This window comes from Nonomuraea diastatica (genome assembly GCF_004349015.1).
GTDB classification, from domain to species: domain Bacteria; phylum Actinomycetota; class Actinomycetes; order Streptosporangiales; family Streptosporangiaceae; genus Nonomuraea; species Nonomuraea diastatica.
Genome location: NZ_SMKP01000008.1, coordinates 87,357 through 101,463, shown reverse-complemented (window position 1 = coordinate 101,463; position 14,107 = coordinate 87,357). Strand labels below are relative to the sequence as shown.

The following is a 14,107-nucleotide window of genomic DNA, read 5'->3' as shown; positions in this document are numbered from 1 at the left end:
GATCCGGCACCGCTCCATCACGGACGTTCTGCGCTGGTCACACTGGCGCCGACGCCACCAAGCCACAGCCCGGCACTACCACTACCAGCGCCGATCCGATCCATGATCGCGATGTGTCACTGGAGTACTAGGACGCGGGTCTGGTAGGCCGCCAGGTCGGCCATGCCCAGCGCGGCCTCGGCGGTGCGCCCCTGCAGGGCCACGTTCATCAGCAGGTTGAAACGTGTGCGCAGCGTGAGATGGTGATCCGGCCCGATGACGCGGATGCGGGCGGCGAGGAGGTCGGCGTAACCCTTCTCCGCCAGGGCGTAGTCACCGAGATCGCCGACGGCGCGGATGTGGTAGAAGCGGCTGGCCAGGGTGTCGGGATGCTCGGGGCCGAGGACACGGGCGCGCGCCTCCACCACCCTCCGGCACACCGCCTCGGCCTCGTTGAGGAGGGCGGGCGCGCATGGCGAGGACCCGGCCGATCTCGTGCCAGGTGGTGAGGGTGTCCGGGTGGTCGGGGCCCAGGACCCGCGTCCTGGTGGACAGCGTCTGCTCGTAGCAGCCGTGCGCCTCGACGTAACGCCCCTGCTCGAAGAGGGCGAACCCGAACTCGTGCCGAGTCGCCAGCGTGTCAGGATGATCCTCGCCCAGCAGCTCGGCCCGTGCCCGGAGGACATGCGCCAGCTCCGCCTCCGCCTCGACGGCGCGGGTCATGGACGCCCACGCGGCGCCACGCTGGTGGCGCAGGGCGAGAACCCGCGGGTGGCCCGCCCCCAGAACGTCGGCCTGCCCGAGTGAGGACGTCGCGAGCTCCGCGGCGGCGGCGTAATAGCCGCTCGCCCGGAGCGCCCCGCACGCGCGGCTCACCAGCTCGGCCAGCTCGACCAGAGCCCTCTCTGCCAGGGCCGTGGGCGCGATGGACAGCAGGGCGCGCAGGTGAGGCATCAGCTCCTGCCAGGCGGGCCAGTCGCAAGGCGTGTCGTGACGCCTGCCGGACATCGCACCGCGTACGAGCGCGACCGCGACGGTGGTGATGTCCGGCGTGACATGCGTACGGCTCGCCTCGGCGACCAAGGGATGGACGACCAGCATCCCGGCAGGCGCGCGAGCCTGGATGAGGCCCATGGACCTCAGCGCCTCCAGCCCCGGGCGTACGTTGTGCTCGCCGCCGCAGATCTCACCCAGCGGCGCGGCGTCCAGCAGCGCGGCGTCGACCCCCACCCCCGGGGCGAGGCAGGCCAGCACCCGCAGCAGGGGACGGGCCTGCCGGCACCCGCGCTCGGCGAGGGCGTCAAGGGAGATCTCCCACGTGGTGGTGATCGACGGCTCGCCACCGCCACCGCCACCGCCACCGCCACCGAGGAGCGCGGGGAAGCGGTCGTCAAGGGCGAGAAGGTAGTCGGGGAAGGTCCTCTCCTTGGAGAAGGGGGAGGCGAGGTGGTTGCCGGCGTGAGACAGAGCCAGCGGCAGCCCGCCCAGCCGCCTGGCCACCGCGCCTGCCTGCTCCAGCGTGCCGGCGTCGCCGGCGAGGTCGAGCAACATTCTTGCCCCGTCGCCTTCGTTCACGCACAGGACGTGGTGGACCCGGCCGCACCGTCCCCAGACGCGCTGCTCGACGACGCGGGTGGTCACGACGACCAGCCCGGACGTGGTGGGCCGCAGCCAGCCGGTCGCGTCGCGTACCGGTGCCCCAGCGACTTCCAGCGCGTGCGGGTCGTCGGCGCCGTCGAGGACGAGGAGCCAGCCGGTCCGCTCCTCCAGCCGCGTCCAGAGCACATCGGCGGGATCACGCCGCCCGGCACGCGCCTCCTCGACCTCGATCGCCGATGCGCCCAGCTCGGCGGCCAACGCCAGCAGGGACGACGTCACGGTCTGCGCGTCCGTGGCGGCGATCCACCACACGCGCCGCCCCGTTCTCCGCGCCCGCTCGGCGAGTGCGAGCGCAACGGTGGTCTTGCCGACCCCTCCAAGGCCACCCAGCACGTGGAACGCGCCGTCCGGCTCGGCCAGGCGCCGCTCCAGCCGCAGCAGCAAGTCCTCCCTGCCACGCACCTGAGGCAGCCGCCCGATCGGCGCCCGGAGCACCGGGACGGCGGACGCCCTCGGCCGCACTTCAGACGAAAGCATCTCAGGCGGACGCGTATCAAAAGAGGGCGTTTCAGAGGGAGGCGTTTCAGAGGGAGGCACTTGAGATGGAGGCGTTTCAGGCGGAGGCGGGACCGCGGGTGCCGAGACGCTCTGACGGGGGGTTCGGCGCAACTGCAGGACGGCGATGATCGCCGCGGCCACTCCCGCCAACGCCCCCACGACGCTCACGGGATCCATGTCGCAACTGTACGAAGTCCCTCGGCCCGCACGGTGCAGCTTTCGGTTGGCTCGGTGAAATTCCCAGCGAATTAGCGCGCCAATTGTGGCTTTGGAAAGGTTTATCCCGATGGCCCAGGATGTGCTGGAGGTGCGGTCGCCGGGCGACTTGCTCGGCTCCGGCATGCGTCCCATCTTTGCCTGCCTGGAGTGGGCGGGCCGGGACAACGGGCGAGGTCATCGAGCCGCCGCGCCCGCCGCATCGGGATCGGTGCTGGTCCCGTCCTCTTGGTCGCGGAGCATGCGCAAGACGGTCGCCGCCGAGGGGCGCCATCCGCGACCTGCGCGACCCCAGCGATCCGGACGCTGCCGAAGACGACGACGAGATCTGAACGTCCGGCGGGGCCGCCCGCGTATTCATCTAGCGAGCGGTTCGTTGAACGCTTGGACCGCGCCTTGGGGCTGGCCGTAGTGGCGATCGTGGCTGGATGCCGGTCATTGATTCGGGATGTCGATGCCGGCCGCGCGCAGTTTCGCCTCGACCAGCGCGTTCAACCGGGCGATGGCTGGCGCTTGGTCTTCCCGGTGGTGGTTGACCAGTCCGTACCGGGCCGCGGCGTCGGACTGGCTCTGAGACCCGGTCGGCGTCGCCAGCAGCGCGCGGTCGGCCAGCAGCTTGTCGGCCAGCGCGGACGCCAGCTCCTCGATTCGCGGGTCCTCGGGATCCCAGAACATCGCATCGACGCCGCGCTTGGTCAGCTCGACGAACTCGGGATCGTCGAGCGAGTGTTCGAGCCGGGTCAGGAAGCTGTCGAAGATCTCCGGAACCAGTGCCCGGGCCAGCACCAGAGCCTCCCGTTGGGTGGCCACGTAGTCGGGGCTGAAGCCGAGATCGGCCAGTCGGTCCAAGAGCGCGCAGGCCCGGTCGGGCAGCAGGGCCCGGTCACCGTGGGCGAGCCGGTGCAGCGTGTCGCGGCGCGCGATCAGATCCTCGATCCGTTCGGTGAGCCGACGATGGACGTCGTCCAGCGCGGCGGCGAACGGTTCGGGATCGGAGTCGAGCAGGTCACCGATCTCGGCTAGCGGCACGCCGGCCTCGGCCAGCGTCCGGACCTGAACCAGCCGCAGCAGGTCGGCCGACCGATAACGCCGGTAGCCCGAACCGTCACGTTTCGGCTCGGCGACCAGGCCGAGCCGGTGATAGTGCCGTACGGTCTTGATCGTGACGCCGACGAACGCCGCCGCCTGACCGATTGTGAGCCCGTCTGCCATCGGCTCAGCGCACCTCCAGATCGCGGGTGGCTGTGGTCTCGCACACCGCATTGGCGACGGCCCGGAAGTCCTTGCGCGGGATGGAGCCGTGGTAGCCGGCGACCTTCGCATTCACCTTGGGGTACTGGTCGCAGGCGATCACAGGGCCAGGGTAGCGCGCATCTGTTCCAGTCCATCACCGCGCCGGACCGCGCGGACCGCGGCCCAATCTCTGGCCCAGGCCCCGGGGACGCCTGAGGTCGGCGCAGGTCAGCCCATGATCGCGACAGAGGTTGACCTTGACCTTAGGTCAGGGTGCACGCTCATCGTATGGCCGCCTCGAAGGGGCCGGTGGCCACCAGGGCCGCCGTGAGATCGAACACTGTGGACAAGGAGATTCATGATGGAACAAAGCAACAGCGGTTTCTCCGAGGCAGGGCTGCGCCGCCTGCGCGAGGTGCTGGCACGCCATGTCGAGTCCGGAAAGATTCCCGGGCTGGTCGCCCTGGTCAGCCGGGGAGGCCAGACGCACGTCGAAGCGATCGGGACGATGCGCGCCGAGGGCGGCGCGCCGATGCGCCGGGACACGATCTTCCGGATGGCGTCGGTGTCCAAGCCGGTCACGACGGCGGCGGCGATGGTCCTGCTCGACGAGTGCAGGCTGCGGCTGGACGAGCCGGTGGATCCGTGGCTGCCCGAACTCGCCGACCGGCGCGTGTTGACGCGGCCCGACGGCCCGATAGAGGACACGGTCCCGGCGCGGCGGCCGATCACCGTACGGGACCTGCTGACCTCCACGTTCGGGCTCGGAGTCGATTTCGAGTTGATGGATTCCCCGATCAGGGCCGCGACCTTCAAGGCAACCGACTACAGCGTGGCATCCGGTCCGGCGCCCCACCCGGACGAGTGGATGCGCCGCCTCGGCGAACTGCCGCTGTCGTACCAGCCCGGACAGCGGTGGCTGTACGACCTCAGCTACGAGGTGCTCGGCGTGCTGGTCGCCCGGGTCACCGGCCGGTTGTTGGAGACGTTCCTGCGCGAGCGGATCTTCGACCCGCTGGGCATGACCGACACCGGGTTCCACGTGCCCGCCGGCAAGATCGACCGGCTGCCCCCCCTGTACGGGCCCGACCCGCAGACCGGCGAGTTCACCGTGTGGGACGAGGCGGAAGGCGGACGGGCCAGCCAGCCTCCGGCGTTCCAGGGCGCCAGCGCGCTGGTCTCCACCGTCGAGGACTACCGCGCCTACTTCCAGATGCTGCTCAATGGCGGGATGCACGAAGGCCGGCGGATCTTGTCCCGGGCCGCAGTGGAGCTGATGACCACCAACCGCCTCACCCCCGAGCAAGAGGCTGCCCGGGACACCATGTACCGGAACATCGCCCATCTGACATCTGGCCAGGCGTTGCACGGGGGCTGGGGCTTCGGGATGGGGGTGCGCACCTACCGCGGCGACTACGCCCCCATCGGCCAGTTCGGCTGGGATGGCGGCACCGGCACCACCGTCTACGCCGACCCGACCAACCGGCTCACCGGAATCCTGTTCACCCAGGTCGGGATGTCCACCCTGGATTCAATGCGGCTCATCAACGACTTCTGGACCACCACCTACCAGGCACTCGACGACTGACTCCGAGCGCGGACGCCGGGCCGAGCAGGCACAACCGGTCGACGATACGTCGCCAGTCAACGATCAATAAGACCCTGAAAGTACGCAAGTCAGCACGTACAGTAAGATCTATCGCGTGTAAGCGGTCTTTACCACGGCATCCGCTGTCAGGGGATTGCCCGGTTGCAGTCTCCTATTGCCGCCGGTTATGGGACCGGAATCGAGCAGCGGACACGCAGAGGGACAGAGCGGCGAAACATAAGGGCTCTTCGCACCGGTGATAGAAGCGAAACAGCCGATCGGCGATGACGTGCCGATCGGGATGGATATGGGGCCGATCGCCGGGTTCACACAGCCGGGGTGGCGGTTCGTAGATCGTTCCAGTGGTGGGCACAGTTGTCGGATGGGAGACCTTCGAAAGTGTGAGCGGGGTCGCTCTCCAGGTCGGGTGGTTGCTGGTCCAGGGAGAGCGCGTGGTAGGCCGAGGCTTTGTACATGGCTGTCGTGACGTCGAGGGCTGCAACCACCCAGGTGTGCGGGGCCTCGCCGTCGAATCGCTCGGTGCCAGCGTGTCACGGTGAAGGTCCTCATAGAGCTTCGCCCCGGAGAATCTGATCGAAGGTACGCCTGGCCGCCGAGGTCAGCGACCACGCGGTTTCGTGGACGGTGCCCTCCTTCCGATCCGTACGGCGGACGAAGCCCTGACCGGCGACGGCGCATAGCTCGTTCGTCATCGCCTTGCACGCACAGGTGTGCGAGACCACGCGGATGCGGGGCGCCCGGTTGGCCGGTTCGTGCCAGGACAGGTTGACGCGGTCTGGCTTGGGCGGCTCGACGCGCCGCGTTCGAGAATGGCTGGTCACGAGCGTCATGCCCGTGGTCGCCGGCCTGGTGCACGCCACAACCCGGCTCTGGCGTCTTGCGCCACGTCGAAGTCGTGGATGTCCTCAGGTCTAGGACTCGGAGGGGGCTGCTGACCCCGCGCTTCGTGGCCGTCCTGGAAGGTGTGAGGGGTCCGCGGCCCGGTGGGTCGCCCGCGCGCCCGCCCCGGCGCGGTCGCCGCCGACAAGGCGTACTCCTCCCGCGCCAATCGCGCCTACCTGCGCGACGCGGTTTCAAGGCCGTCATCCCGGAGAAGGCCGACCAAGCGGCCAACCGGAAGATGAGAGGCCGCCGTGGTGGACGGCCTCTCAGCCACGACGACCAGTAGTACAAGGAGCGCAGCGCCGCCGAGCGATGCATCAACCAGACCAAAGACTGGCGGGGGCTGGTCACCCGCTACGACAAGGCACCTGCCAGTTACCTCGCCGGCCTCCTTACGAGGAGCCCTGATTTGGATCCGCAGCCTCCAACCCGCCGTCTCAACCAGGAACAGGCCCTTAGTCTGGGATTCATGTGGGTTCAGCTTTCCGCCTTCATCGGCGTGTCGATCGTCGTTATCTGCACCCCGGGCCCTGACACGGCGCTCACCGTACGCAACGCGTTCTCAGGCGGGCGCCGGGGCGGCATCTGGACCGCAGCAGGCGTGGCCATCGGCCAGGCCATCTGGACGGTGGCCACCAGCCTCGGCATCGCCGGGCTTATCCACGCCTCGGAACCTGCGTTCCTGGTGATGAAGTTCGCGGGCGCCGCCTACCTGGTGTATCTGGGACTGCAGTCATTGCGGGCGGCCTGGCGTGGAAGCGGCCCGGACGCCGCGGGCGGCCCACTCCTGCATCTGACCCCGGGCCGGTCTCTACGCCAGGGGTTGATCAACGACCTGGCGAACCCCAAGATGGCGGCGTTCTTCATGAGCCTTCTGCCACAGTTCGCCCCCGGCGGGGACTTCGTTACGATGATGCTGCTCGGGTTGCTGTTCTCGCTGATAACTTTCGCGTGGCTCACGTGCTACACCGTGGCGATCAACAAGGCGCGGACGCTGTTCAACCGCTCGCGGGTGCGGCGTGCTATGGACGCCGTCACAGGAACGGTGCTGATCGCTTTTGGTGTCCGTCTGGCCCTCTCACAGCGCTAACGCCGAAGGCACGCTCGGTCGCCAACCGGGATCGCGCGCCCCGCTGAATGTGCTGCTCCGCCGCTTTCCCTCCTTGCGCGGTCGCGCAGGAGGACATCGATTTCCGCACATACACCGTCACCTACGACGTTCGCGGCCTCCCAGTCACCTGGACACCACACCTGGACCTTGGAGAGCTGGCATGACCTCCAACACGGTATTTCGGCGTACACCCTCCACGCCGTACGAGTGGTCGGCCAACGTGGCCCGCCAGCTCGGTCACAAAGCTGTGCTGCTCACCCACGAGGGCTGGGGCCACGGCATCTACGGCAGGACCGAGTGCATCACGACAGCGATGGACAAGTACCTGCTCACACTGACCGTGCCTCCGCAGGGCTTCCACTGCCCGGCGGACCAGGAAGTCGGGGCCAAGGCCAAGCGGCAGTAGACCGACGGGCGGCCGACGGTCGGGCTGACGTCGGCCGCCATGCGACCTTCTGCGAGGTGAGGAACTCCGCGGTGCGGGGCGCGCTATCGCCGCGCTAACCGGCGGCCAGTGCCCGTCCGGATAATCGCCACGACCGTCAGTAGGCAGGCGATACGAGGAGGCAGGACGTGAGAGTGCTCATCGACAGGGCTCTGGCGCTGGTACTTCCGGAAGAGAAGGCGTCGGCGGTGTGCGGATACCAGTACAAGTGCTTCTCGAACGGCTGGCACAGGCGGCTGTGCTGCTCGTCTTCCGGCGACAACTGCTCACCCTGGCAGCGGCTCGGCTCCAGCTGCCCGGTTTAGCGAGAAGGCCTGCCACGGGCTGAGATGCAGGTATGCGCAGATCTCGGCGTTGGACAGCCCGCGCGCGATCAGTGTGAGCACCTCGCGCTCCCGCTCGGTGACCCCGTCCAGGTCCGGGGCGAGCGGCGGCGTCGCCGGGCGCCGGGTGAATTCGGCGATCAACCGGCGGGTGACCGTGGGCGCGAGCAGCGCTTCGCCGGCGGCGACCACCCGGATCGCGGTGAGCAGGCCGTCCGGCGGGGTGTCCTTGAGCAGGAACCCGCCGGCGCCTGCGCGCAGCCCCGCGTAGACGTAGGCGTCCAGGTCGAACGTGGTGAGGATGAGCACCCGCACGCTGGCCGTCTCTCCCGGGGGGCAGTGCCGAGCGCTTCCCGAACCGCATCCCGGGCACGGGGCACCTCTGGCTGGGGTGGCCGCCGGACCTCGGCGAGCCGGCGCGGGATGATGTTGCCGCCGGAGCAGACGAGCGGATGCCTCAGGCATGGCGTGGGACGTCGGCCGGCAGATGCCCGGGCGGGCGGATACGGCATACAGGTCGGTCGCGGCATATATTTCGAAATTTCTTGATGAATGCTGCTATGAAACGGGGCGACAGTACGATGGCTGGATGTCACAACCCGCTGCTGTGTTCGCGTTACGCAGCCGATAGCTGGATTGATATCCAGCGAAACATGTCACGCAACGCTGGATCAGCGTCGTAAAGGACTCGGGAAGCGAAGTGTGGCGATCCGCGCTGTCAGGCGCCCGGGGGCCGCTTCTCATCGTGACAGCCGGCGGACATGACAGGAAAGGCGGAAATGAACGTCAGGCGCCTGGAAGCGCAGCCTGAAAGGCTGTCCGGCGACGCCGCGCGGCTGCGTGCGCTGGCCGGCGAGCTCGGCAAGGTCAGGTCGGTGCTGGAGGGGGAGATCGCCGCCAACGAGGGCTGGGAGAGGGACGACAAGGCGGGCCGGCAGCTCGCGGAATCGCTCAAGCCCAACGGCGGGGTCGCGACGCAGGTGTTCGGCCAGGTGATCACGCAACTGTCCGGCACGGCGGACGGCGTCGGGGACATGGGGCGCCTCATGGCGGAGGCCGACGGCGACACGGGGCCGAAGGCCTGATCCATGGAGTTCCCCGCCTGGGCCGAGTGGGCGGCCGGATGGCTCGGCGGCTGCAAGTGGCCGGATGTCGACATCGAGGCCATGCGCCGCCTCGGCGACGCGTGGCTGCGCGCGGCGGACGACGTGAAGGCGCTCCTTCCCGACCTGGACGAGGCGCTCGGCAAGGTGAGGTCGCACAACAAGGGCGACTCGTCCGAGGCGTTCTCGGCCCACGCGAGCGAGCTGCGTGAGTCGGCCGGACGGCTCGAACAACTCTGCCGGGCCATGGGCACCCAGTTCAAGGACGCCGCCACCGAGATCGAGTACGCCCAGATGATGATCCTCGCCACGCTGGCCGTGGTGGTCGTGTCGATCGTGAGGCTCGTGACCGCGCTCTGGACCGGCGGAATCACCGCGGGTGCGGTCGCGGCCCGGCTGGCTCAGCAGCGGATGCGGATCACGCTCATCTACCGGCAGCTCCTGCAGGCCATGCTGCGGTACGCCGCCGTCGACTTCGCGACGGGGGCCGGGCTGTCGATGGCGGTCCAGGGCATACAGGCGTTCCAGGGCAACCGCGGTCGGATCGATCTCGGCAAGGCCGCCATCGAGGGCTTCCAGGAGGCCATGGAGTCGGTGGTGCAGAGTCTCACCCAGGGTGCCCTGAACCGCAGGGGCGCGCCGGATGCGACCGGCATCGCCGACGCCAGCAGGATGCTGCTGCTGCGATCCGCCGGCCAGAGCGCGTTCAGCGGTGCCACCGGGGGAGCCGCCGCGGCCGCTGTGATGGGTTTCATCACGGGTCAGCCCGTCTCGCTCGAAGACCTGGCCCGCGCGGGTGCCTCCCAGTCCGTCATCGGCACCGCTACGGACATCCGCGAGCTGATCACCCCGTTCGAAGCGGGCTCGACATCCGCCGCGCCCGTTTCCGGGCTTCCCGGGGCCGCCGACCCCACCACCGCGCCCGTTCCCGGGGTCGCCGACTCCGCTCCCGCGGCGGACGCGTCTCTCCCGCCAGCCGGATCGCCGACAGTGGGCACCAACCCCACGCCGGTTCCGTCGGCCGGGTCCACGCCGGCCCCGTCCGACCCTCCCGCCGCCGCGTCCTCCTCCACCTCGGCCTCCCCGGCATCCGGCCTCGCAGGGCACGAAGACGGCGAGCCGTTGCCCGCCGCGCCTTCCCGCGCACTGCCGGATTCCGGAGCGCCGAGCACGCCTGCGGCCCCTGCCTCCCCCTCTGGTGACGACGCGGGACTCACGAGCGAGGACGTCGTGCCGTCCACGGCCGATCTGATGAGCGCGCTCGGCGGCTCGTACGTCCCGGCCACCGGCCATGCCGCTTCGTCTCCGGATCCGTCGTGGAGTGCGCCGGCGGGGAGCAGCGGCTCCTCCCCTTCGCAGGTGCGGAGCCCCGAACCGGCTCCCGTGAGCTCCCCGCCCGTGGCTCAGGACGGCTCGCCCCACGGAAGCACGCCGGGTCCTGCCGCCTCGCCGTCGGCGTCGGGTGCTTCCGCCTCGCCCCCCGCACCGGGTCCTGCCGCCTCGCCCTCCGTGTCGGGTGCTTCCGCCTCGCCGTCCGCGTCAGGCTCTGCCGTCCCGCCCTCCGCGTCGGCTCAGGCGGCGACCGCGGCCAACAGCGCTCCTGGCGGAGGAGCGGTACCCATCGCGGCACGGGACACGGGCTCCGGCGCCCACGGCAGGAGGGAGACCCCGGCCCCGGCTCCGTCCGGGGACGGTGGCGCGGTGTCGAAGCAGGCAGGGCCGGAGACGCATGAGGGGGAAGCCCGGGAGGCGGAACGCCTGGCCGAACGTCTGCGTGCCGCCGGCCTTCGCGTCGATCTCGGCGGCATTCACCCGGAGGCCGCGCGCGCGAGTGCGGCGGTGGTACAAAGGCTGGCCGAGGGCTATCCGGTCGCCGCTCTCCGCCACTTCCGGGTCGTGAACTTCGACGAAGAGTTCGGTCACCTTCCCGGTGCGGAAACCCAGCCCGCCGTGGCCGTCACCAATGGGAAACGCCGGGGCGTGTACCTCAACCAGCGGCATTTCGCCGACCACGCCGGCATGGTGGAACGTGGAGCGCGGGACGAGGAAACCGGCCGCACGGTGCCCGGCGGGGGCACGGTCGAAGGCATCGTGTATCACGAGTACGGTCATCAACTCGCCGAGGGCATGCTGGACGATCCCGCCATCCGTGCGGAGCTCGACCAGGTCGTGTCCCGGGCGCTGCGCATGCCGTACGACGCGGAGGGCTTCCACGACGATCCGGCGATCAGGACCGAGGTCGAGTGGCACCTGTCGACCATCGGAGCGTCCGACCCGCACGAGATGATCGCGGAGGCGTTCACCGAATACCACAACGCCGAACGTCCGCGCCCGCTGGCCACGGCGATCGGCCGGGTGATCGACCGGCACATGTCCCGTGACACGGCGAGCCGGCCTCGTCCTCCCGCGGACGGTTTTCCCCGCACACGGGAGCCCGAAGAGGTGCATGCCCGGGACGCCTTCTCCTCGCCGGAGAACGACGCCGACGACTTCTGGGTGGACGTGGCGCTGGAGGCTTTCCGCATCGGGGAGGACCGCGCCGCCGCGGCGCAACAGAACCAGTGGGTCCGCTGGGAGGAGTGCAGGGTTCTCGAGCGCGAACTGGTTCTCGCCGCCGGGCTCGACGATATGACTGTCTGGCAGGAATTCAAACAGAACGGACGAGCCATACCGCCGGACCATCGACAGTGGCGAGAAATCAGAAAGGGCCACGACTATGTCTACGGGGCGCTGAAAAGCCACTTCGGAAGGACGCACGAGGAGCTCTATCCAGAGGGCGAAGGGGCAGCCGCGGGCATTCGGACGACGGTGGACGACGACCATGCCGGCCATGACGCGGGCCCGGCCGTGGCGGAGCCTCGCGCATCCGGCGCCAGGAGTGCCGGCGGCGGTGACCCCACGTCTTCCGATGTCGTCCCGTGGGTGAAGCGCGCCGAGGAGGAGGCCGAGGCGGCGGCGAGACGCGGCGAGTTCGTGCCCCCGCTGAACGATCCGTCGCTGCCCAACAGCGAGCGGATCGTGCAGCGGCAGATCCACCGGATCATCCGCCACATCGAGGACCGCCTGACGGACGTCATCGACACCGTCTGGACAGCGGGAATGGAGCACGTCAAGAAGCACCGGCCCGATCTGCACAGGAGCGACATTCATTTCGCTGGGCCCGCCAGGGAGGCTGCCATGAAGTACGCCCGCGAGGCGCTCACCGAGTGGTTCGCCGGCAACGGGGCGGGAATGTTCGACGAACATCATGGGTTCCGCGTCCGGGGCGGGGTCCATTACGACCGGCGTGGCCGCGAGGTGGATCTGTCGGCTGACGGGCGACTGCCGCTGCACAAGAGAATAGGTGCCGTCAGCGCCGACATCGTGATTGAGCGTACGGCATGGGAGGCGCGCCGCGGCGAGCGCTGGATACCCGCCCACATATTCGACCTGACGGTGAGGACGGAAAACGACCTCAAGCAGCGGGGGCGCGTGAAGGACCGACTGGGCCTCGGCCTCTTCCCCCGGGGCATCTCCCCAACGGGCTACGCCCCGCCCAACGAATATGCGGCCGGACGGGTCGACCCGCCGAAAACCGACGCCCAATGGGATGCTCTGTCGAATTATGTGATCGACAATCTCCGGCACCATGTCGATGACGTGGTGATGCGGACGACGCGGGAACCCCTCTACCGGGTGGACAACCGTAGCCCGGAGCTTTTGAAGGACACCGGTTTCCTGGCGAAAGACATCCACGACGCCGACCTGTACCAACACCTCGGGGCGGGAAACGGGGCCTTCGTGTCCACCAGCCGCAGCCCGGTGATGCCCTGGCGCGGGAAATACCAGTACGAGCTCGATCTGAGCGGCGGCATCGACGCGGACCGGACCGTCGGCAGCGAACTGTACGGTGGGCGCCAGCAGGAGGTCGCCGTCCCCGGGGGATTTCCTTACAAACACGTGCGCAGATACCGGGTGATGCTGAATCAGGAAGACGTCGGCAACGGTTTGGCCGAGCCGGAATACGGTCCCTGGTGCGACAACCCTGACTACGAACCGCCATAGTGAAGGCAGGAGAGAGAGGATATGCGGCTACGGTCGGCCATCTGCGACGCGTGTTCCCGGATCAAGAAGCGGCCGAACCCGGCAGGGACGACGTCGCTCGACCGGTTCCTGCCCTTCTGTGAGGCCTTCCCCGGCGGCGTGCCGGACCAGATCTATTTCGGCGGCTTCGATCACCGTCGGCGTTATCCCGGCGACCGCGGCGTGCTTTTCGAGTTGCGCGACGGCGGGGAGCCCGCATTGGCCGCCTACGAGCGGGACTCCGGCGGGTGAGGGGCACCCCGCCTGACAGGCGCGGGTGGTTCGCGTTCTCGTCGCTTCGGGCGCCCTCTGTCAGGGAGTCGACGAATCGGGACATGCCGGTGAGCCACCGGTCCGGGTTCTCGGCCTTGCGGCGTACGCACTCCGCCACCTCCGGATGCGGAAATATGTGGAACCGCTCCGCCTCCAGGCCTTCGATCCCCGCGTCCGCGACATCCGCCGCGTCCAGGATGGGCGCGGCGGCGCCGACGGCCCTGGCGGTCAGGTGGTCGTCCGCCAGGCCCTGCCCCAGCATCGCCGTACGCACCTCCTGCGGGCACAATACGCTGGCCCCGATGCCCTTGGAGGCGTAGTGGATGGCCAGCCATTCGGCGAGCGCGATCGCCGCCGCCTTCGTCACCGCGTACGGCGCGTCGCCGGGCAGCTGATCAGCCCGGCCGCCGAGCAGGTGTTGAGCAGGTGGCCCCGGCCGCGAGCGATCATGGACGGTACGGCGGCGCGGGCGGCGTAGACGTGGGCCAGCACGTTGACCGTTTAGAGGCGGCTCCAGTCCTGGCCCCCTCCGCGGCGAACCTGCGGGCCATCGCCCTGCCGATCCCGCCGGCCGCGCCCGTGACGACGACCTTGCCCTGTACGCGCATCCGTGCTCCTCCTGGGACTGAGCCGATCGGCCGGAACCAGAACATTATTCTACGGCGATGGCGAGGGCTCCAGATGAGAGTTTTCTCATCCGGACCTCAGCGTGGT

12 protein-coding genes and 2 pseudogenes are annotated in these 14,107 nt (G+C 69.2%); 7 read left to right on the top strand and 7 right to left on the bottom strand.

Features of this window, described 5'->3' with window-relative positions; genetic code table 11:
• Positions 1–116: 116 nt before the first annotated feature.
• From E1294_RS04525 to E1294_RS52395, 4 genes are all read right to left on the bottom strand, one after another.
• Complete coding sequence (locus E1294_RS04525; protein ID WP_165977079.1) at positions 117–404, bottom strand: tetratricopeptide repeat protein; 288 nt, start codon at positions 402–404, stop codon at positions 117–119.
• On the bottom strand, positions 313–2,115 hold the full coding sequence (locus tag E1294_RS04520; protein ID WP_132504749.1) for a tetratricopeptide repeat protein: 1,803 nt from the start codon (positions 2,113–2,115) through the stop codon (positions 313–315). Before E1294_RS04520 ends, E1294_RS04525 begins: the two co-directional genes overlap by 92 nt.
• 672 nt (positions 2,116–2,787) lie before the next feature.
• Positions 2,788–3,564, bottom strand: coding sequence for a MerR family transcriptional regulator (locus E1294_RS04515; RefSeq protein ID WP_132504747.1), 777 nt, complete (start codon positions 3,562–3,564; stop codon positions 2,788–2,790).
• Positions 3,565–3,568: 4 nt separating this feature from the next.
• A complete protein-coding gene (locus E1294_RS52395; RefSeq protein WP_165977078.1) occupies positions 3,569–3,706 on the bottom strand; it encodes a hypothetical protein in 138 nt (45 codons plus the stop codon).
• 240 nt (positions 3,707–3,946) lie between these two features.
• On the opposite strand from E1294_RS52395, the gene E1294_RS04510 reads away from it, so the two are divergent.
• From E1294_RS04510 to E1294_RS04500, 4 genes and pseudogenes are all read left to right on the top strand, one after another.
• Complete coding sequence (locus tag E1294_RS04510; RefSeq protein WP_132504773.1) at positions 3,947–5,173, top strand: serine hydrolase domain-containing protein; 1,227 nt, start codon at positions 3,947–3,949, stop codon at positions 5,171–5,173.
• 955 nt (positions 5,174–6,128) lie between these two features.
• Positions 6,129–6,501: pseudogene (locus E1294_RS55440) on the top strand (transposase); the annotation flags it as partial.
• A gap of 44 nt (positions 6,502–6,545) precedes the next feature.
• On the top strand, positions 6,546–7,166 hold the full coding sequence (locus E1294_RS04505; RefSeq protein WP_132504745.1) for a LysE family translocator: 621 nt from the start codon (positions 6,546–6,548) through the stop codon (positions 7,164–7,166).
• A 181-nt stretch (positions 7,167–7,347) separates the two neighbouring features.
• A complete protein-coding gene (locus tag E1294_RS04500) occupies positions 7,348–7,593 on the top strand; it encodes an alpha/beta hydrolase (RefSeq protein WP_132504743.1) in 246 nt (81 codons plus the stop codon).
• 362 nt (positions 7,594–7,955) lie between these two features.
• Here the strand turns inward: E1294_RS04500 and E1294_RS55435 are convergent.
• Positions 7,956–8,276, bottom strand: a pseudogene (locus tag E1294_RS55435) (LuxR C-terminal-related transcriptional regulator); the annotation flags it as partial.
• Between the two features lie 458 nt (positions 8,277–8,734).
• Here E1294_RS55435 and E1294_RS04490 point away from each other — a divergent pair.
• Genes E1294_RS04490 through E1294_RS04480 form a run of 3 tightly spaced genes read left to right on the top strand, consistent with a single transcriptional unit; the run spans position 8,735 to position 13,372 of the window.
• Positions 8,735–9,040 carry a hypothetical protein gene (locus E1294_RS04490; RefSeq protein ID WP_132504739.1) on the top strand — a complete coding sequence of 102 codons (306 nt, stop codon included), beginning with the start codon at positions 8,735–8,737 and terminating at the stop codon, positions 9,038–9,040.
• Positions 9,041–9,043: 3 nt separating this feature from the next.
• On the top strand, positions 9,044–13,102 hold the full coding sequence (locus tag E1294_RS04485) for a WXG100-like domain-containing protein (protein ID WP_132504737.1): 4,059 nt from the start codon (positions 9,044–9,046) through the stop codon (positions 13,100–13,102).
• Between the two features lie 21 nt (positions 13,103–13,123).
• Complete coding sequence (locus E1294_RS04480; RefSeq protein WP_220447544.1) at positions 13,124–13,372, top strand: hypothetical protein; 249 nt, start codon at positions 13,124–13,126, stop codon at positions 13,370–13,372.
• A gap of 384 nt (positions 13,373–13,756) precedes the next feature.
• On the opposite strand, the gene E1294_RS57015 is transcribed toward E1294_RS04480, so the two are convergent.
• Complete coding sequence (locus E1294_RS57015; protein ID WP_281284365.1) at positions 13,757–13,885, bottom strand: hypothetical protein; 129 nt, start codon at positions 13,883–13,885, stop codon at positions 13,757–13,759.
• A complete protein-coding gene (locus E1294_RS55430) occupies positions 13,840–13,944 on the bottom strand; it encodes a hypothetical protein (protein WP_246082810.1) in 105 nt (34 codons plus the stop codon). The genes E1294_RS57015 and E1294_RS55430 overlap by 46 nt, the downstream gene beginning before the upstream one ends.
• Between the last annotated feature and the right edge of the window lie 163 nt (positions 13,945–14,107).

What these genes read in the sequence shown, in the direction of transcription:
- E1294_RS04520 (WP_132504749.1), bottom strand. Translation starts at nt 2,115, where the DNA reads ATGCTTTCGTCTGAAGTGCGGCCGAGGGCGTCCGCCGTCCCGGTGCTC.
- E1294_RS04515 (WP_132504747.1), bottom strand. Translation starts at nt 3,564, where the DNA reads ATGGCAGACGGGCTCACAATCGGTCAGGCGGCGGCGTTCGTCGGCGTC.
- E1294_RS04510 (WP_132504773.1), top strand. Translation starts at nt 3,947, where the DNA reads ATGGAACAAAGCAACAGCGGTTTCTCCGAGGCAGGGCTGCGCCGCCTG.
- E1294_RS04505 (WP_132504745.1), top strand. Translation starts at nt 6,546, where the DNA reads ATGTGGGTTCAGCTTTCCGCCTTCATCGGCGTGTCGATCGTCGTTATC.
- E1294_RS04500 (WP_132504743.1), top strand. Translation starts at nt 7,348, where the DNA reads ATGACCTCCAACACGGTATTTCGGCGTACACCCTCCACGCCGTACGAG.
- E1294_RS04490 (WP_132504739.1), top strand. Translation starts at nt 8,735, where the DNA reads ATGAACGTCAGGCGCCTGGAAGCGCAGCCTGAAAGGCTGTCCGGCGAC.
- E1294_RS04485 (WP_132504737.1), top strand. Translation starts at nt 9,044, where the DNA reads ATGGAGTTCCCCGCCTGGGCCGAGTGGGCGGCCGGATGGCTCGGCGGC.
- E1294_RS04480 (WP_220447544.1), top strand. Translation starts at nt 13,124, where the DNA reads ATGCGGCTACGGTCGGCCATCTGCGACGCGTGTTCCCGGATCAAGAAG.
- E1294_RS55430 (WP_246082810.1), bottom strand. Translation starts at nt 13,944, where the DNA reads ATGGCCCGCAGGTTCGCCGCGGAGGGGGCCAGGACTGGAGCCGCCTCT.